This window comes from Rhodococcus sp. NPDC049939 (assembly GCF_040656415.1).
Lineage (GTDB): Bacteria > Actinomycetota > Actinomycetes > Mycobacteriales > Mycobacteriaceae > Rhodococcus_F.
In genome coordinates, this window is sequence record NZ_JBFAMC010000003.1 from 142,211 (window position 1) to 159,436 (window position 17,226).

At 62.9% G+C, this 17,226-nt stretch carries 17 protein-coding genes; 10 read left to right on the plus strand and 7 right to left on the minus strand.

Annotated elements, in window-relative coordinates; all coding sequences use genetic code 11:
• Window positions 1-153: 153 nt before the first annotated feature.
• Window positions 154-501 (minus strand): hypothetical protein, encoded by a 348-nt coding sequence (locus tag AB0I57_RS12920; RefSeq protein ID WP_358335327.1) that lies wholly within the window; start codon window positions 499-501, stop codon window positions 154-156.
• Window positions 502-503: 2 nt separating this feature from the next.
• Window positions 504-1,676: a Rieske 2Fe-2S domain-containing protein gene (locus AB0I57_RS12925; RefSeq protein WP_358336415.1), complete on the minus strand. Its 1,173-nt coding sequence runs from the start codon at window positions 1,674-1,676 to the stop codon at window positions 504-506.
• Between the two features lie 215 nt (window positions 1,677-1,891).
• On the opposite strand from AB0I57_RS12925, the gene hsaA reads away from it, so the two are divergent.
• From hsaA to hsaB, 4 genes are read left to right on the plus strand one after another with little or no spacing between them, the layout of a single operon-like run.
• Window positions 1,892-3,040 (plus strand): 3-hydroxy-9,10-secoandrosta-1,3,5(10)-triene-9,17-dione monooxygenase oxygenase subunit, encoded by a 1,149-nt coding sequence (gene hsaA, locus AB0I57_RS12930; RefSeq protein ID WP_358336418.1) that lies wholly within the window; start codon window positions 1,892-1,894, stop codon window positions 3,038-3,040.
• 8 nt (window positions 3,041-3,048) lie between these two features.
• Complete coding sequence (gene hsaD, locus AB0I57_RS12935; protein WP_358335330.1) at window positions 3,049-3,936, plus strand: 4,5:9,10-diseco-3-hydroxy-5,9,17-trioxoandrosta-1(10),2-diene-4-oate hydrolase; 888 nt, start codon at window positions 3,049-3,051, stop codon at window positions 3,934-3,936.
• Window positions 3,936-4,838 (plus strand): iron-dependent extradiol dioxygenase HsaC, encoded by a 903-nt coding sequence (gene hsaC / locus AB0I57_RS12940; RefSeq protein WP_358335333.1) that lies wholly within the window; start codon window positions 3,936-3,938, stop codon window positions 4,836-4,838. Before hsaD ends, hsaC begins: the two co-directional genes overlap by 1 nt.
• A complete protein-coding gene (gene hsaB, locus AB0I57_RS12945) occupies window positions 4,835-5,425 on the plus strand; it encodes a 3-hydroxy-9,10-secoandrosta-1,3,5(10)-triene-9,17-dione monooxygenase reductase subunit (RefSeq protein WP_358335336.1) in 591 nt (196 codons plus the stop codon). Before hsaC ends, hsaB begins: the two co-directional genes overlap by 4 nt.
• Before the next feature lie 28 nt (window positions 5,426-5,453).
• On the opposite strand, the gene AB0I57_RS12950 is transcribed toward hsaB, so the two are convergent.
• Window positions 5,454-6,902 carry an NAD-dependent succinate-semialdehyde dehydrogenase gene (locus AB0I57_RS12950; RefSeq protein ID WP_358335339.1) on the minus strand — a complete coding sequence of 483 codons (1,449 nt, stop codon included), beginning with the start codon at window positions 6,900-6,902 and terminating at the stop codon, window positions 5,454-5,456.
• A gap of 139 nt (window positions 6,903-7,041) precedes the next feature.
• On the opposite strand from AB0I57_RS12950, the gene AB0I57_RS12955 reads away from it, so the two are divergent.
• The 3 genes from AB0I57_RS12955 to AB0I57_RS12965 all read left to right on the plus strand — a co-directional run bounded on the left by AB0I57_RS12955 (window position 7,042) and on the right by AB0I57_RS12965 (window position 9,700).
• A complete protein-coding gene (locus AB0I57_RS12955) occupies window positions 7,042-8,283 on the plus strand; it encodes an aminotransferase class III-fold pyridoxal phosphate-dependent enzyme (RefSeq protein ID WP_358335341.1) in 1,242 nt (413 codons plus the stop codon).
• A gap of 30 nt (window positions 8,284-8,313) precedes the next feature.
• A complete protein-coding gene (locus tag AB0I57_RS12960) occupies window positions 8,314-8,808 on the plus strand; it encodes a DUF3830 family protein (RefSeq protein ID WP_358335344.1) in 495 nt (164 codons plus the stop codon).
• A gap of 70 nt (window positions 8,809-8,878) precedes the next feature.
• Window positions 8,879-9,700, plus strand: coding sequence for a PhzF family phenazine biosynthesis protein (locus tag AB0I57_RS12965; RefSeq protein ID WP_358335347.1), 822 nt, complete (start codon window positions 8,879-8,881; stop codon window positions 9,698-9,700).
• A 25-nt stretch (window positions 9,701-9,725) separates the two neighbouring features.
• Here the strand turns inward: AB0I57_RS12965 and AB0I57_RS12970 are convergent, their stop codons facing one another.
• Together AB0I57_RS12970 and AB0I57_RS12975 are read right to left on the minus strand one after the other, a co-directional pair.
• Complete coding sequence (locus AB0I57_RS12970) at window positions 9,726-11,096, minus strand: amidase (protein ID WP_358335350.1); 1,371 nt, start codon at window positions 11,094-11,096, stop codon at window positions 9,726-9,728.
• 29 nt (window positions 11,097-11,125) lie between these two features.
• The gene (locus tag AB0I57_RS12975) at window positions 11,126-12,100 is read right to left on the minus strand and encodes a D-2-hydroxyacid dehydrogenase (RefSeq protein WP_358335353.1); all 975 of its coding nucleotides are present in this window, start codon (window positions 12,098-12,100) and stop codon (window positions 11,126-11,128) included.
• A 45-nt stretch (window positions 12,101-12,145) separates the two neighbouring features.
• Here AB0I57_RS12975 and AB0I57_RS12980 point away from each other — a divergent pair, with 45 nt between their 5' ends.
• Genes AB0I57_RS12980 through AB0I57_RS12990 form a run of 3 tightly spaced genes read left to right on the plus strand, consistent with a single transcriptional unit; the run spans window position 12,146 to window position 14,356 of the window.
• Window positions 12,146-12,940 (plus strand): Asp/Glu/hydantoin racemase, encoded by a 795-nt coding sequence (locus tag AB0I57_RS12980; RefSeq protein WP_358335356.1) that lies wholly within the window; start codon window positions 12,146-12,148, stop codon window positions 12,938-12,940.
• A 17-nt stretch (window positions 12,941-12,957) separates the two neighbouring features.
• Window positions 12,958-13,692 (plus strand): maleate cis-trans isomerase, encoded by a 735-nt coding sequence (locus tag AB0I57_RS12985; RefSeq protein WP_358335359.1) that lies wholly within the window; start codon window positions 12,958-12,960, stop codon window positions 13,690-13,692.
• On the plus strand, window positions 13,679-14,356 hold the full coding sequence (locus AB0I57_RS12990) for a GntR family transcriptional regulator (protein ID WP_358335362.1): 678 nt from the start codon (window positions 13,679-13,681) through the stop codon (window positions 14,354-14,356). The genes AB0I57_RS12985 and AB0I57_RS12990 overlap by 14 nt, the downstream gene beginning before the upstream one ends.
• A gap of 40 nt (window positions 14,357-14,396) precedes the next feature.
• Here AB0I57_RS12990 and AB0I57_RS12995 read toward each other — a convergent pair whose 3' ends face one another.
• Window positions 14,397-15,662: a M20 family metallo-hydrolase gene (locus tag AB0I57_RS12995; protein ID WP_358335365.1), complete on the minus strand. Its 1,266-nt coding sequence runs from the start codon at window positions 15,660-15,662 to the stop codon at window positions 14,397-14,399.
• Window positions 15,663-15,774: 112 nt separating this feature from the next.
• Entirely contained in the window at window positions 15,775-17,097 is a 1,323-nt protein-coding gene (locus AB0I57_RS13000; RefSeq protein WP_358335368.1) for an MFS transporter, read from the minus strand.
• Window positions 17,098-17,226 lie beyond the last annotated feature (129 nt).

The window sequence follows — 17,226 nt, forward strand, 5'->3', positions numbered from 1 at the left end:
GATACCGCTATTCACCTCTATTGTCCCGCTGTCGGGTGCGTCTGCCCACTCCAGACACCAGGAAATTCGCCCCAGGTGGGCGACGGGTGAGTTCCCACGCGATGTCCACCCCTCAGGACACCTCGGGCGTCGCGCACGCGAAGGTGTATCGGACTAGTTGGCGCCGCCCCCCACTTTGACGACACCTTCCATCACCGCGCGCTCGATACTCTCCTGCAGCCGCGGACATCCGTCCCGCAGTGCACTCGAGTGACCGTCGGCGACGGCGTCACGGAACGTCGGGCAACTCCGTGCCGGGTCGGTGGTCCACTGGATGCTCGTGTGCGCGGGGCTGTTCTTGCGTACCAGCACACAGGTACCGCAGGTTCGGCACTCGACGTCGCTCATTCCGTCGTCGAGGTAGACCGCCTTGTCCACGACCGTCTGCGCATGAATGGCCTCGAGCCGGGTGGGCTGCCCGGCGAAGTCGGGAGCTTTGGCCCATTCGCTCGAGGCACTCACGATCAGACCTGTGCTTCCGTGTTCTCGGACCCCGCATTTTCGGACTGCTTGGCCTCACGCTCGGCCTTCTGGCGGGCCAGGTTCTCATCCACCTCTTGCTGCCACGCCTCGTTCGCCTTGGTTGTATCCACCTCGAACTCGAAACGCTGTGTCATCTTGTCGGTGACGTCGGCGACGTCGACATAGAACTGTTCGTACCAGCGTCGCAGTTGATACACCGGGCCGTCTTCGTCACAGAGCAGAGGATTCTCGATCTTCGTCTTGTTCTTCCAGATCTCGACGTCCTGCAGGAATCCCTCGGCGATACCTTCGGTGAACTTCGCGGCCAGCCTGTCTGCCGCCTGGTCGTCGATGCCGCTCGGCTTCTTGACAGTCACCCCGTACTGGAGGACGAACGAATTGTGGGTCACCGGGTAGTGGCAGTTGATGAGCACGCTCTCGACCTCGTAGCCGCCGTAGGTGTTCAGCAGTGGGTTGATCATGTAAGAGGGCCCGTAGTACGCGGCCTCGGATCGCAGCAACGTGTCCACGCCGTACTGCGTCGCCATCCCGATGTCGGGCCTGCCCTTGGTGTTGAGGTACTGGGCAGCGATGTGGCCTTCGAAGACGTTCTTGAAGTACGTCGGGAACGCGTAGTGGATGTAGAAGAAGTGCGCCATGTCCACAACGTTGTCGATGATTTCGCGACAGTTGGAGCCCTCGATCAGCATCGAGTTCCATGTCCAGTCGGTCCATTCGTCGCTGTATGCGCCCTCGATGCGGGGGATGGTCACGTCGTCCGGTGGGGGATTGCCCTCCGGGTCGTTCCACACGAAGAGCTGGCCGTTCCGCTCGAGCGTGATCCAGGCGCGGGTGCGGGCGATCGGGGGGACGCGACGTGCGTAGGGAATTTCTGTGCACTTTCCGTTGCCGCCCCAGCGCCAGTCGTGGAACGGACAGGCCACGGAGTCGCCCTTGATCGTGCCCTGTGACAGGTCGCCACCCATGTGCCGGCAATAGGCGTCGAGAACCTTCAGATCGCCCTTGCTGTCGGCAAAAACGACGAGCTTGGTGCCGAATGCCTCGATCGAATGCGGTTTGCCGTCTTTGAACGACTGGCTCAACCCAAGGCAGTGCCAACCGCGCGCGAAGCGGGTCTGGACCGTGCCCACATCGATCTCGCGAATCTGCGCCATATTGCCGTCACATCCCTTCATGGTCTCAGTAGAACACGTTATAGAAGTTGAGCGAAATCTGCTAGATCTTTTCCGCCTTCATTACAGACTTAGGCCGTCCAGCAGCACTTTTGCAAGGATCTCGACATTAATGGGAACGTGTTCTAGTCTCAGAGGTAACTGACGATCGAACGAGACAGGAGCGTCTTGTGGGTGACCATGACAGTCACGAGGTGATGCGGCGACTCGACGCACTACTGCCGACGCTGCGTGAGCGTGCGCAGGAGACCGAGGATCTACGTCGCATCCCCGACGATTCCATCAAGGCGCTTCAGGAGATCGGATTCTTCCGGTTGCTCCAACCGGAGCAGTGGGGCGGCTACCAAGCAGACCCGGTGCTGTTCTACTCCGCCGTGCGGAAGATCGCGAGTGCATGCGGGTCCACCGGTTGGGTGTCGTCGATCATCGGTGTTCACAACTGGCACCTCGCCCTGTTCACGCAGCAGGCGCAGGAAGACGTGTGGGGCGAAGACACCGACATCCGCATCTCTTCCTCCTATGCGCCGATGGGGGCCGGACAGGTCGTCGAGGGCGGCTATCTGGTCAACGGTGCCTGGGCTTGGTCCTCGGGTTGTGATCACGCCACTTGGGCGGTGCTCGGGGGTCCGGTCATCAAGGACGGGCGTCCGGTGGACTTCGTCAGCTTCCTGATCCCGCGTGAGGACTACCGGATCGACGACGTCTGGAACGTGGTGGGACTGAGGGGAACCGGAAGTAACACCGTGGTGGTCAAGGACGTATTCGTTCCGAGGCACCGCGCTCTCAGCTTCAAGGCGATGAGCGACCTCACCGCTCCAGGACTCGAGCAGAACACTGCACCTGTCTACAAAATGCCATGGGGGACAATCCACCCGACCACGATTTCGGCACCGATCGTGGGGATGGCCTACGGTGCCTACGATGCGCACGTCGAGCATCAAGGCAAGCGTGTCCGTGCGGCGTTCGCCGGTGAGAAGGCGAAGGACGACCCGTTCGCCAAGGTTCGCATAGCCGAGGCGTCGAGCGACATCGACGCCGCGTGGCGCCAATTGGCCGGCAATGTCGCCGACGAATATGCACTGTTGGTGAAGGGCGAGGAGGTCCCGTTCGAGCTGCGGCTTCGGGCGCGTCGGGATCAGGTGCGCGCCACCGGCAGGGCCATTTCGTCCATCGACAAACTGTTCGAGAGCTCGGGAGCTACTGCGTTGGCAAACGGCACCGCGCTGCAGCGTTTCTGGAGGGACGCGCATGCTGGACGTGTTCACGCGGCCAACGATCCCGAACGCGCATACGTCATGTACGGCGCCGGGGAATTCGGATTGCCGATCACGGACACGATGGTCTAGGAGCGCAGGTGACCACTACCGAAGAAGCCATTACATTCGAGTCCACGTCGAAGTTCGCCCAGGTCAGACCCGACCTGAAGATGCACTATCACGAAGCCGGTATCGGCAACGACACCACGATCGTGCTACTGCACGGCGGGGGCCCGGGCGCTTCATCATGGTCGAACTTCGCCAGAAACATCTCGGTCCTCGCCGAGAAGTTCCACGTGCTGGCTGTCGATCAGCCGGGATTCGGACTCTCCGACAAGCCGACCGAGCACCCGCAATACTTCGTGCACAGTGCGTCCGCACTGAAGGACCTTCTCGACACTCTCGGTATCGATGGGCGTGTTCACCTGCTCGGTAACTCGCTCGGCGGCGGCGCCGCAGTGCGTTTCGCGCTCGACTATCCAGACCGGGCTGGGCGTCTGGTCCTCATGGGTCCGGGTGGACTGAGCGTCAACCTGTTCTCGCCGGATCCGACTGAGGGCGTGAAGAACCTCGGTAAGTTCAGTGCGCCACCCGAGGGGCCGACGAAGGAGAAGCTCGAGGCGTTCCTGCGGGTCATGGTCTACGACCAGTCGCTCATCACGCCGGAACTCCTGGAGGAGCGCTTCGCTGCGGCGAGCACTCCCGAGTCACTTGCGGCGGCGAAGGCAATGGGGAAGTCCTTCGCCTCCGCAGACTTCGAGAAGGGGATGCTCTGGCGTGAGGCCTACAAGTTGCGCCAGCGGGTGCTGCTGATCTGGGGCCGCGAAGACCGGGTCAATCCGCTCGACGGAGCTCTCGTAGCGCTGAAGATGATCCCGCGGGCACAGTTGCATGTCTTCGGCGGCTGCGGGCACTGGGCGCAGCTCGAGAAGTTCGACGAGTTCAACCGGCTGGCAATCGATTTCCTTCTGGACGGAGGTAAGTGATGAGTATCCGTTCACTTGCGTACCTGCGCATCGAGGCGACAGACATGGCCGCGTGGCGTGAGTACGGGCTGAAGGTGCTCGGCATGGTGGAGGGCAAGGGCACTGATCCCGATGCACTGTATCTGCGGATGGACGACTTTCCCGCCCGACTCGTGATCGTTCCGGGAGAGAAGGACCGGCTCTCCGTCTCGGGTTGGGAGACGGCCAATGCCCAGGAGTTGCAGGAGGTCCGGGCCAGCCTCGCGGCAGCGGGCGTCGTGTTCAAAGAGGCCGGAGCCGAGCAGCTCGCGGATCGCCGGGTCGACGAACTGATCACATTCGAGGACCCGTCGGGCAATACTCTCGAGGCGTTTCACGGTGCGGCACTGGAGCATAGACGTGTCGTCAGTCCATACGGTCACAAGTTTGTCACTGGCGAGCAGGGTTTGGGGCACGTCGTTCTTTCGACCTCCGACGACGACGCGTCTCTGAGCTTCTATCGCGACGTGCTGGGCTTCCGGCTGCGCGATTCGATGCGGCTGCCTCCGCAGATGGTCGGACGACCCGCCGACGGGCCGCCGGCATGGCTGCGGTTCTTCGGTTGCAATCCGCGGCACCACAGCCTCGCTTTCCTGCCGATGCCCACGCCCAGTGGCATCGTGCATCTCATGATCGAGGTCGAGAACTCCGACGACGTGGGCCTTTGCCTCGATCGCGCGCTTCGCAAGAAGGTCAAGATGTCGGCGACACTGGGCCGTCACGTCAACGATCTGATGCTGTCGTTCTACATGAAGACACCTGGCGGCTTCGATGTCGAGTTCGGCTGCGAGGGAAGGCAGGTAGAGGACGAGAGCTGGATCGCGCGGGAGAGCACGGCTGTCAGCCTGTGGGGACATGACTTCAGTGTCGGGATGAATCCGTGACCGATGTGTCGGGGGACGGGGCAGTCACAGAGGAAACAATCGATCCGCGACGGTTCCGCACGGTACTGGGCCAGTTCTGCACTGGCGTCACCATCATCACCACTCTCTCCGACGACGGGAAGCCGGTAGGTTTCGCGTGCCAGTCGTTCGCGGCGCTGTCACTCGATCCTCCTCTGGTGCTGTTCTGTCCGACAAAGAACTCACGGTCATGGGCGGCGATCGAGAGCAGCGGCGTGTTCTGCGTGAACGTCCTGGCAGAAGAGCAGCAGTCGACCTGTGCCCGCTTCGGGTCACGGGAACCCGACAAGTTCGCGGGGATCGACTGGACTGCCTCACCGCTTGGGTCGCCGATCCTGACCGGGTCACTCGCCCACATCGACTGCTCGCTCGAAAGCGTCCACGACGGTGGTGACCATTGGGTGGTCTTCGGCCGGGTGTCGTCTTTGAGCGAGGTAAAGGGGGAGCGGCCGTTGCTCTTCTACCGCGGGCAGTACACGGGCATCGAGCCGGACAAGACCGTGCCCGCACCTTGGCGCGACGACCTCGAGGCGTTTTTGACGACATCGTCGGAAGACACCTGGCTATAGCCGGACGGCTCTCGGCTCTGGCACCGCCTCAAACCGTGATACCGATGTATTTGGTCTCGAGGTACTCGTCGATGCCCGTTGGCCCGCCTTCGCGCCCCAGCCCGGATTCCTTGACACCGCCGAAGGGAGCCGCCGGGTTCGATACGACGCCCTGGTTGAGCCCGACCATTCCGGACTCCAGTGCTTCGCACACGCGAATGCCGCGGGTGAGACTCTCGGTATAGACGAAGGCCACCAGGCCGTACGGCGTGTCGTTGGCTCGCTCGATCGCTTCCGCTTCGGTGTCGAACGTGCTGATCGCGGCTACCGGTCCGAAGATCTCGTCGTGGCACATCTCGGCGTCGTCGGGCACGCCGGTCAGGACAGTTGCGGGGTAGAAGCTGCCCGGGCGGTCGAGGCGCGTGCCGCCCGTCGTCACGGTGGCTCCGCGTTCGACCGCATCCGTGACAAGTCGATCGATCTTCTCGACGGCTGCATCGTCGATCAGCGGTCCGACCACCACGCCGTCCTCGGTGCCTCGCCCGAGGGGAAGCGCAGCCATCTGCTCGGTCATCCTGCGGGTGAACTCGTCCACGACCGAGCTGTGCACGAGAATCCGGTTGGCGGCCGTGCAGGATTGCCCGATGTTGCGCATCTTCGCAGCCATTGCACCGGTGACGGCATCGTCGAGGTTTGCATCGTCGAAGACGAGAAATGGCGCGTTGCCGCCGAGTTCCATGGATGTGCGCATGACGGTACGGGCGCAGAGTTCCAGAAGATGTTTCCCGACCTTCGTGGACCCGGTGAACGAGAGTTTGCGGGTGCGGCCGTCGAGGATCAGCGGAGTCATCACCTCGTCAGGGGTGGAGGTGGTGACGACGTTGACGACACCGTCGGGCAGTCCTGCTTGCACGAGGATGTCCGCGAGAGCAAGGCTCGACAGCGGAGTCTGGGCGGCAGGTTTGATGACGGACGTGCACCCGGCGGCAATCGCGGGTCCGAGCTTGCGGGTACCCATCGCCATCGGGAAGTTCCACGGGGTGATGAGAAGGCTCGGTCCAACCGGCTGGCGTGTCACGAGGAATCGTGATCCTCCACCCGGCGCAGTCATGTAGCCGCCGTCGATTCGGACGGCTTCCTCAGCGAACCAGCGAAAGAACTCGGCGGCATAGGCGATTTCTCCGCGCGCCTCGGCAAGCGTCTTGCCCATTTCGAGCGTCATGATCAGCGCGAGACGATCGACGTTCTCGAGGAGCAGTCGGTGTGCGTCGGCGAGTATGGTGCTGCGCTGCCGGGGCGGCGTCGCCGCCCACGCTGGTTGAGCAGCAACGGCCGCGTCGAGCGCTTCGCAGGCCGCGGTGGCGTCCGCGTCCGCAACCTCGCAGAGGATCTGCCCCGTCGACGGATCGTAGACCGGCATGGTCCGGGGGCTTCGGTGCCACTTGCCGCCGATGAAGAGGCCGGTCGGAACGGATTCGATGGCTGCCTTCTCGAGCATGTTCTCTGTTCCCCGATCGCCGTTGCCGAAGTGACTCCGATCATGCTATACAGATTGTCGACAATCTGACAATACGAACTGCCAGCGCTCGGTGGCATCCACTACCCCTCGGTGGCATCGATCCGTGGGAGGGTTTATCGTGACTCGGCTGTCTCCACTTCTCGCCCAAGCCACCCCCGTGACAGTCGATCATGGTGAGGGGTGCTACTTGTACGGCACCGACGGTCGCCGCTATCTGGACTTCACGGCAGGCATCGGCGTTACCAGCACAGGGCATTGCCATCCCCACGTCGTTGAGGCGGCGCGCCGGCAGGTCGGATCGCTGATTCATGGCCAATACACGACCGTCATGCACCAGCCGCTGCTCGAGCTGATCGACCGTCTCGGCTCGGTGCTGCCCACCGGGCTCGATTCGCTGTTCTTCGCCAACTCCGGAAGCGAGGCCGTGGAGGCCTCGCTTCGGTTGTCGCGGCAGGCGACCGGGCGGCCGAATGTGATCGTCTTCCACGGCGGTTTCCACGGACGCACGGTTGCTACCGCGACGATGACCACCTCGGGAACCCGGTTCTCGGCGGGATTCAGCCCGTTGATGGGCGGCGTCCACGTCGCGCCGTTTCCTACTGCCTACCGCTACGGCTGGTCCGAGGAGGAGGCCACCGCCTTCGCGCTGAAGGAACTGGACTACATCTTCGCGACACTCACCACCCCCGACGAGACTGCCGCATTCATCGTCGAACCCGTCCTCGGCGAGGGTGGCTACGTCCCGGGCAACAGCGCGTTCTTCCAAGGGCTCCGCGAGCGCGCCGACCGGTACGGAATCCTTCTCGTCATCGACGAGATCCAGACCGGTTTCGGACGCACCGGAAAGTTCTTCGGGCACGAGCACTTCGGCGTCAGGCCCGACATCATCACGATCGCCAAAGGGCTGGCCAGTGGATTCCCGTTGTCGGGTATCGCGGCGTCCGAGGAGTTGATGGCCAAGGGCTGGCCAGGTTCACAGGGCGGGACGTATGGGGGAAACGCGGTGTCGTGCGCGGCCGCGATCGCGACACTCGAAGTGATCGAAAAGGAAGGCCTCGTAGCGAATGCGGCCACTCGCGGCACGCAACTGCTCGAGGGTGCTCGCAGCCGGGCCATCGAGGCGGTGGGGGACGTGCGCGGCCTCGGACTGATGGTGGGTAGCGAGTTCACTGCCGGCGACGGCACCCCGGATCGTGCGAAAGCGTCCGCCGCGCAGCAACTGGCCGTGAAGAAGGGGCTCCTGCTTCTGACGTGCGGTGCCCACATGAACGTGGTGCGGATGATTCCACCGCTGATTGTGACGGCGGAGCAAATCGAGGACGCACTCGCGATCTGGTCGGAGGTTCTCGACGAGCTCTGACCAGCACCCGACCGCTCACGAGGAGGAATCTTGGCTCGCTACATCACCGTATCCCTGGACAAGCGTGGGGTAACTTGCCGCGCCCGGCTCCTCGACGAAGATGCGCCGCTCACCTGCGACGCTGTCTGGAACGTGCTGCCTCAGGGCGGTGACGCGTACCACGCCAAGTATGCGCGCAACGAGGTGTACACGCTGATCCCGCGTATCACGCAAGCGCCACGCCGCGAGAATCCAACCGTCACACCAATTCCCGGTGATGTGTGCCTGTTCGATTTCGAGCCGTGGGAGATCGGCAACTCCGCCTACGGTTACGAGCCCGGTTCCGAGGCGCACGCTGAGCAGGGCGCCACCGATCTCGCGATCTTCTACGGCCGCAACAACCTCCTACTCAACGGCGACGTCGGCTGGGTGCCCGGCAATGTCTTCGCCGCCATCGAGGAGGGGTTGGCCGAACTCGCCGAAGCCTGCAACGACCTGTGGATGCGCGGGGTCGAGGGCGAGACGTTGAGCTTCGCCCGGGCCTGACGGCGGGACCGGTCCAGAGTGTGTGGGATGGCCCTCGACGAGGTTCAGGGCCGCCACCATCATCGGACCTATGAAATTGGATATCCATCAGATCGACGCATTCGCCGCCGGACCCTTCGAAGGCAACCCTGCGGCAGTCATGCCGCTGGCCGAGTGGCTGGACGATTCGGTTCTTCAGCAACTGGCCGAAGAGAACAATTTGTCCGAGACCGCGTTCTACACAGTTGGCCTTCCCGCTGACGCGACACCTGACGACCGGGAACATCCGGCCTATCACCTGCGGTGGTTCACTCCGGTCGTCGAGGTAGACCTGTGTGGTCATGCGACCCTCGCCACCGCCGCACACATTCTCGAGGACGTGCACCCGGACGCCGACCGAATCCAGTTCTGGACCTGCAGCGGTTGGCTGAACGTCGATCGGGGACCGGATTCGGCACTGGTGATGGATTTTCCGGCCGAGCCCCCGGTGCCGACCGCTGCCGCCCCCGAGGTCGTCGCGGCACTCGGCATCCCGGTGCGGGAGTGCCTGAAGGCCACCGACCTCGTATTCGTCGCGGAGTCCGAACACGACATCGCATCGATGGTTCCCGACTTCGCCGTGATCAGCCAATTGAAGGTGCGCGGCATCGTCGTCACAGCAGCGTCCGACGCGGACGAAGTCGACTTCGTGTCGCGATTCTTCGGCGCCGCGGCGGGCGTGCAGGAGGACCCGGTGACAGGGTCCGCGCACTCACAGATCGCGCCGTACTGGGCTGCCGCACTGGGTCGCGACCGTCTTGTCGGACGGCAACTGTCAGCGCGTGGCGGAACAGTTCACTGCGATGTGCACGGCGACCGCGTCCATCTGTCCGGGACCTACCGGCGGTACCTCAGGGGAACCGTCGAGTTCTAGGAAGTGTTCGAAGAGCTCGTCGACTTCAGCCGAGTACGTGTTCGGCGAACCGTGCGACGGCGAGGACGAGGTCGTCCGAGTGCCGAGGGCCGATGATCTGCAATCCGACGGGCAGTCCACCGGCGGTGGTGCCGGCGGGGATACTGATGGCTGGTTGTTGGGTGAGGTTGAAGGGATATGTGAACGGAGTCCACTGCGGCCAGCTGGTGTAGTCGCCGCCGGGTGGGACGTCGTGACCGGCGTCGAATGCAGGTATCGGGACTGTAGGGGTGAGCAGGATGTTGTATGTCTGGTGGAACTTGCCCATCGTGATCCCGATGTCCGCAGCGACAGCGCGGGCGTCCAGGTAGTCGATGGCGCTGAGTTTTTCGCCGCGTTCCCAGGCTTTGCCCAGTCCGGGGTCTACTTTGTCGCGCGTGCCGTCGGGGAAGCTTCTCAACATGGCGGCAGCTCCGGACGACCACAGCACGTCGAAGGCATCGATCGGGTCGGTGAAGCCGGGATCGGCGGCGGTGACCTGTAGGCCTGCAGTGTCGAGGGCGTGCACCGCCCGGTCGATGATCGCCCGGACCTCGGGATCGACTGTGACATAGCCGAGAGTGGGGGAGTATGCGACGCCGAGTCCTATCACGTCACGGCCGATCTCACCACGGAAGGTGGTTGAGGTAGGGGCGAGTGAGGTGGGGTCGCGAGGGTCGGGCAGGGACATGATGTCCATGAGGAGTGCCGCGTCTTCGACGGTCCTAGTGATCGGGCCTGCGTGCGACAGCGGACCGAACGGACTTGCAGGAAAGAGGGGAACCCGACCGTGGGTGGGTTTGAAACCGACGGTGCCGCAGAAAGATGCGGGAATGCGTACGCTTCCGCCGCCGTCGGTGCCCACGGAGCAGGGTCCGAGACCTGCGGCGACGGCTGCGGCACTGCCGCCGGAAGATCCGCCGGCAGTCTTGGTCGGGTCGGCCGGGTTGCGAGTGATTCCGCACAGGGCGCTGTCGGTGACGGCTTTCCAGGCGAGTTCGGGTGTGGTGGTCTTACCCAGGAAGACCATTCCGTCTTCGCGCAGGCGCGCCGTGACGGGGCTGTCGACGTTCCAGGGTTGGGATTCGTCGATGGCTTGTGAGCCACGGAGGGTGGGCCAGCCGTCGGTGAGGAAGATGTCTTTGATCGAGATCGGGACTCCGTCGAGCAGTCCTTTGGAGTAGCCGGTTGTCCAGCGCTCTTCGGATTTTCGGGCTTGAGCGAGTGCTCGTTCTCGGTCGACGAGGCAGTACGAATTGATGTCACGGTCCCGTTCCGCGATGGTATCGAGGATTGCCTGGGTGGCTTCGACCGGGGACAGTTCACCGGATGAGTAGGCCGTGACCAGTTCGACGGCGGTCATGTCGGTGGGATTCATGAAAACTCCTTCAGCGCGTTCGGGCCCAGTTATCGGCTGGGGACGTACCCGAGCTGCTTATCTATGATGTTCTCGAGAGGGCGACCCGCCATCCAGCGTTCGAAATTGTCTGTGAACACGGTAACGAGCGCTTCGCGCCATCCGGCAAAATCACCCGAATTATGTGGTGTGATAGAGACATTCGGCACGCTCCACAAAGGATTGTCGGACGGGAGAGGTTCGGTGTCGAACACGTCGAGCGCGGCGCCGGCGATGGTTCCGGACTCGAGCGCGCTGACCAGGTCTTCGGTGCGGACCAGTCCGGCGCGGCCCACATTGATGAAGCGTGCGCTCGGCTTCATCGCGGCGAATGTCGCATTGTGGAACATGTGCCGGGTCAGTTCGGTGAGCGGTGCCGCCGCGATCACGTAGTCGGCGTCGGCTAGTTGTTCGGGGAGTGTCTCTGTGGCCGTGATCGTTCCGAAGTCGGGGTCGTTGCCGCGTGCACGGCGACCCGACCCACTGACCTTCATGCCGACCGCTCGCAGCAGTCGAGCGGTCGCACGACCGATGGGGCCTGTGCCGACGATGAGTGCGGTACGCCCCGCGATACGCTCGGATTCCCGGTGCTGCCAGATGTGTGCCTGTTGCAGGCGGAAAGAGCCCTGGAGATCCTTGGCGAAGGAGAGGATCTGCGCGAGGACGTATTCGGCAATGGCGCCGTCGAACACGCCCCGTGAGTTCGTGATCGTGACTTCGCTGTCGCGAATCTCAGGGAACATCACTGGATCGACACCCGCGGCCGCAATGTGCAGCCATTTCAAAGAACCCGCAGCGTGCCATACCCTCGACAGCTCATCGGACTGGAAGTTGTAGAGAAAGAGGATATCTGCGCCCTCGAGGGCATCGTGGAGTCCCGCATCATCCGTGTAGCGAATCTCGGCACGGGCGGAAACTGGCGCCATGAGTTCGTCACTCGGCAGGACGTGGGCGTGAAGCACCGCGACAATCGGGTTCCGGCTCACGTTGACACCGTATGAGTAACTCGTATGATTGTCAACAATCTTAGAATGCACACGGGTGTGGCCGAAACGAAGGTGAGGCCTGGCGTGGAACTGAACATTCCAGAATTCGAAGGGCCTCTCGCACAACGGGGAATCGGTATCATCGCCCCGTTCGATCTCGCGCTCGAACGCGAACTGTGGCGATGGGCCCCACTGGAAGTGAGCCTTCACCTGGCACGCACCCCGTACGAACCTGTCCCCGTCAGTCTCGAGATGGCCGAACTGGTCTCCGAACGACGACACATCATGGCGGCGACGCGCGACGTCCTGCATGTCGAACCCGAGGTCGTGGCCTATCTGTGCACATCAGGGAGCTTTATCAAGGGCCTCGAATTCGAGCGAGCACTCTGCGAAGCAATCTGCGAGGCGGGCGCCCCGCACGCCGTAACGACGTCTGGCGCACTTGTCGAGGCGATCGAGCACCTCGGGCTCAGCAAACTGTCGGTGATCACACCTTATGACGCCCCATTGACGGACCGGTTGCACGCCTTCCTCGAAGAGGCGGGCACTGAAGTCGTCCGCTCAGACCACCTCGGGCTCGGTGGCGGCATATGGAAGGTCAACTACCGCACGATCGCCGAACACATCATCGAGGCGGATGATCCGAGTGCGGAGGCGATCTTCGTCAGCTGTACGAATCTGCCCACCTATGATCTCATCACCCCTCTGGAGCGCGAACTCGGAAAACCGGTTCTCACCGCCAACCAACTCACCATCTGGGCCTGTCTCGGCCGGATGAAACTCCCGATGTCCGGGCCAGGCCAGTGGCTCCGGGACGTCTTCGGAGATCAGCCCTTGTGATCGGAAAGGAGAACACAATGGCGACCGCACCCACCGTCGGATTCATCTATCCAGATCATGCCGCCGAGGACGACTACCTCCTCGCCGCGCAGATACTCGGAGTGGATCTGCCGGTTGTGCACATCTATGGCACGGACCTCCATGCCATACCAGAACTGCTCGACCTCGGCAGTCCCGAGAAGCTCGCCGGTGGGGCGGCGCTAATCGCCCGTGAGAAACCGGACGCTGTCATGTGGGCATGCACATCGGGCAGCTTCGTGTACGGCCCCGACGGTGCACGGCAACAGGCGGCGAGCCTCGCCGAGGCAACTGGTGTACCAACTTCCAGCACCAGTTTCGCGTTCGTCAACGCGCTGCACGCGCTCGGGATCACCAGGGTGACCGTGGTTGCAAGCTACCCGGAGGACGTTGCGAAGCTGTTCGTAGACTTCCTCGACGCCGCCGGCATCGAAGTCCTGTCGGTGTCCAGCGCAGGCATCGAAACCGCTGCTGAGGTCGGTCTGCTCACCCCGGAGCGCGTAGTGGAACTGGCAGTGCGCAACGATCACCCGGATGCGCAAGCTCTCCTGATCCCCGATACGGCCATGAGGACGATCGGCGTGCTGGGTACCCTCGAGCGGCGCCTCGGTAAGCCAGTACTCACGGCCAACCAGGTGACCATCTGGGAAGGACTGCGTCTTGCGGGCCACACGGCGGCGCAGTCGTCGTTAGGAACCTTGTTCGAGAAAGGTAATAGCCATGGCTCTGACTGACCTGGAGCCCCCCAGTCGTCAATCGACGGCCGAGTTCATTGCGGACCGCCTGAGAGTCGCCATCATGAACGGCGCGCTCGAGCCAGGCTCCCAGTTGGGTGAGGCAGAGCTGGCCGCGCACTTCCAGGTTTCGCGTGGACCCCTGAGAGAGGCGATGCAGCGACTCGTGTCCGAGGGCATACTGCGCAGCATTCGGCATCGCGGGATCTTCGTAACAGAGTTGTCCGCGGACGACATCGTCGACGTGTACCGCAGCCGATCGGTGATCGAGCGCGGGGCGCTGGAGATGATCCTCGCCGACGGACGACGGGAAGCTACCTATGTGGCGCTCGAATCGTCAGTGGTCACGATGCAGGCAGCCGCAGAACGAGGCGACGCCACTGCGGTATCGGACGCAGACCAGCAGTTCCATCAAATTCTGGTTGAGAGTTCGGCGAGCCCACGATTGGTTCGCGCCGCACGGACGCTGCTGATCGAGACGCGGATGTGTCTGGGGGCATTGCAGACCACCTATCCCGACATCCGTGCACAGGCGGATGAACACGCGGCGCTGCGCGAGGCGATCCGGACCGCTAAACCTGCGAAGGTGCAACGGATGCTTGCCGAACATCTCGACGACGCCGTCCGGCGCCTGCACGCCGATCAGAAGACCCTGACGTCGTAGCGACACGGGTCGGGGGTATCGCCGCCGCGGCGGCGATACCTCATGGAGTCTGCCGGTCGAGTTCTCCGGTTGCCATACGACCGAAGATCTCGGTCAACAGATTGACACCAGCGCAGACATCTTCGTCGGTCGTGAACTCGTGTTCGTTGTGCGAGATGCCCTCCACACTCGGTACGAACAGCATCACCGTCGGAACGACATCCTTCATGTTCACCGAATCATGCCCGGCGACCGTCATGATCTGGCGGTATGTCAACCCGAGATCGTCCGCGGCGCTCATGGAGAGCTTCACACCCTCCGGCTGATAGCCGGCCACACCCCAAGAGTGCGCGGTGGCCTTTTCGATACGCACACGCGCGCGAGCCTCGATCTCGGCGAAGCGGGCCGTCAATCGGTCGTTGGCAAGGGCTACCACCGATTCGTTCGGCGAACGTACGTCGAGGTTCATCCGTACTTCACGTGCGATCACCACTGGGGAGTTGGGCTCGATGGCCATCTGGCTCACCGAGGTGTGCAGCGGCGCCTCCGCGAACTCTTCGGCCAGCTCGCGTGCTGCGACTACCAGCAGGGATGCCCCGAGAAGCGCATCCTGGCGATCGGGCATCGTCGTCGATCCCGTGTGTGACTGATCCCCGTGTATCACCAGTTCGTATTTCTGGGCTGCCCACGTGGAATCGACTACACCGATGGTGATTCCGTCGTTCTCGAGATTCCGGCCCTGCTCGATGTGAATTTCGGCGAACGCCGCGGCCTGTGGCCCCGAACCCGATCCGAGACAGCCGATACCGGCGAGCGCATCTGCGACCGCGACGCCGTCGCGATCGGTAGTGGACAGGGCTTGGTCGATATCGAGTTTGCCGGTGAAGACGGAACTTCCCATCATGCTCGGCTTGAACCGGCAGCCTTCCTCGTTGAACCAGTTGACTACCGCAAGATTGTATTTCGGTGAAATGTCGCCGGCTCTCCACTTCTGGGCGATCCGGTGAGCGGCGTGCGCGGAGGCGAGGACGCCGTACGCACCGTCGTAACGGCCACCGAGCGGTTGGCTGTCCAGATGAGAGCCCGTCAGAACGTACGGGGCACCGGGATGGATCTCGAGCAGACCGAACTGGTTGCCCACTTGATCGTATTCGACGCGAAATCCGCGGTCGGTGAGCCACTCGGCAAGCCACGCCCGCTGGGCGCCGTCCACTGCGGTGGCAGCCTGTCGATCGACGCCGCCGCCAGACGTCGCACCGAACTGCGACAACTTTTCGAAGTCCGCGATCACAGACCGGTCCAGATCGATCTTGCTGGCGGTGATCATCTTGTTGGTGCCTCTCTCGAGTGGTTATTCGTGCCCGGACGACGTTGTCCGGGGTGGAGCCGACATCACGCTGGTACGCGTGATCGATCAATGTTGTTGTGGATCAGAAGAATCAGTGCTTGAGCCCTTCTTCGGCGACGCTCCATCGCGGTGCGAGGACGCCCCCTACCAGGGCGATCACGCCGATGAGGACGAGGATGACCGCTGCGGGCCAGAGGGTGTCACCAGTCACGGTGAGGACGGCGGTCGCGATCAGCGGCACGAATCCGGATGCCATCCCGGCGATGTTCGACGAGACGGACACACCGCTGTATCGGATTCTGGCTGGGAACAGGCTGGTCAGTACCGCCCCGCTGACCGCGTACGGATACGAAATGGCGGCAACCCCGACGGTCATGGCGATCACGACGAGCACCGGATGCGCTGTGCTGATCGCCCAGAAGACTGGGAAGGCCAGGACTATCGTTGCGATGGCTCCGCCGATCACGACGCGGCTCGAACCGAATCGTGTGCCCAATCTTCCACCGTTGATGACGACGGGCAGCTCGACTACCGCTGCGATGACAGTGGCAAGGAGAAGCATCGTCGCACCGAGACCGAGAGCCCGTTTGCCGTAACTGATGACGAACGTCGTGATCAGGTAGAACCCGCCGGTTCCGATGAACATGACCGAAGCGCCGACGAGAAGTTGTTGCCACGCCCCGGAGAACACCTGACGTAGAGGAGCTTTTTCGACCGCGTCCTCCTCCCGCAGGGCTTCGAATTCGGGGGATTCCTCGAGCTGCTTCCGGATCACGACGGCTACTCCGAGCAATGGCAGCGCCAGCAGGAAGGGAATGCGCCAACCCCAAGCATTGAATACATCCTCGGACAGCACGGCAGCTGTTATGAAAAATGCTCCCGAGGACATGATCGTCCCCACCGGCGATCCGAGTTGCGGAATGGAGGCGTACCTCGCTCGCTGTTCGGGTGGGGCGTTCTCGGCTGCGATCGTGACCGCGCCACTCCATTCACCTCCGACGGCCAAACCCTGCAGCACGCGCAGTACGACGAGCGCGATCGGGGCGATGACGCCGATCGAGTAGTAGTTGGGAAGCAGTCCGATCAGGACGGTGGAGATTCCGATGCCGACAATGGTCGTCATCAAGATTTTTTTGCGCCCGACTCGGTCACCGAGCCAGCCGAAGAGCAGCCCACCCACCGGACGTGCAACGAATCCGACCGCCAGGGTGCTGAACGAGGCCATCGTCGCCGTCAGGGCGTTGTCGGAGCTGAAGTACTGCACATTGAACACCAGTGCAGCCGCGGTGGTGAACAGGAAGAAGTCGTACCACTCCATCGCCGTCCCCACGAACGCGGCGAAAGCCACTCGGCGCGACGTTTCGGGCGGAATCGGCCTCTTCGTGCCGGTCTGTACGGCTGTCGGGGGGTTCATACCTTGCTCCGAAACTCGCGCGTGTAGGGAGGTCGTTCAATGGACGCTTCGTCAATGAAACCCCACCGAAAAGCCGGAGAAAATCGCAATCTGCCTCGAAGAAGAGCCCAAATATTGTGTATGTGCATA

Coding starts and splice junctions, on each gene's coding strand:
- AB0I57_RS12925 (WP_358336415.1), bottom strand. CDS start 1,676: ATGGCGCAGATTCGCGAGATCGATGTGGGCACGGTCCAGACCCGCTTC.
- hsaA (WP_358336418.1), top strand. CDS start 1,892: ATGCGGCGACTCGACGCACTACTGCCGACGCTGCGTGAGCGTGCGCAG.
- hsaC (WP_358335333.1), top strand. CDS start 3,936: ATGAGTATCCGTTCACTTGCGTACCTGCGCATCGAGGCGACAGACATG.
- AB0I57_RS12950 (WP_358335339.1), bottom strand. CDS start 6,902: ATGCTCGAGAAGGCAGCCATCGAATCCGTTCCGACCGGCCTCTTCATC.
- AB0I57_RS12965 (WP_358335347.1), top strand. CDS start 8,879: ATGAAATTGGATATCCATCAGATCGACGCATTCGCCGCCGGACCCTTC.
- AB0I57_RS12970 (WP_358335350.1), bottom strand. CDS start 11,096: ATGAATCCCACCGACATGACCGCCGTCGAACTGGTCACGGCCTACTCA.
- AB0I57_RS12980 (WP_358335356.1), top strand. CDS start 12,146: ATGCACACGGGTGTGGCCGAAACGAAGGTGAGGCCTGGCGTGGAACTG.
- AB0I57_RS12985 (WP_358335359.1), top strand. CDS start 12,958: ATGGCGACCGCACCCACCGTCGGATTCATCTATCCAGATCATGCCGCC.
- AB0I57_RS12990 (WP_358335362.1), top strand. CDS start 13,679: ATGGCTCTGACTGACCTGGAGCCCCCCAGTCGTCAATCGACGGCCGAG.
- AB0I57_RS12995 (WP_358335365.1), bottom strand. CDS start 15,662: ATGATCACCGCCAGCAAGATCGATCTGGACCGGTCTGTGATCGCGGAC.
- AB0I57_RS13000 (WP_358335368.1), bottom strand. CDS start 17,097: ATGAACCCCCCGACAGCCGTACAGACCGGCACGAAGAGGCCGATTCCG.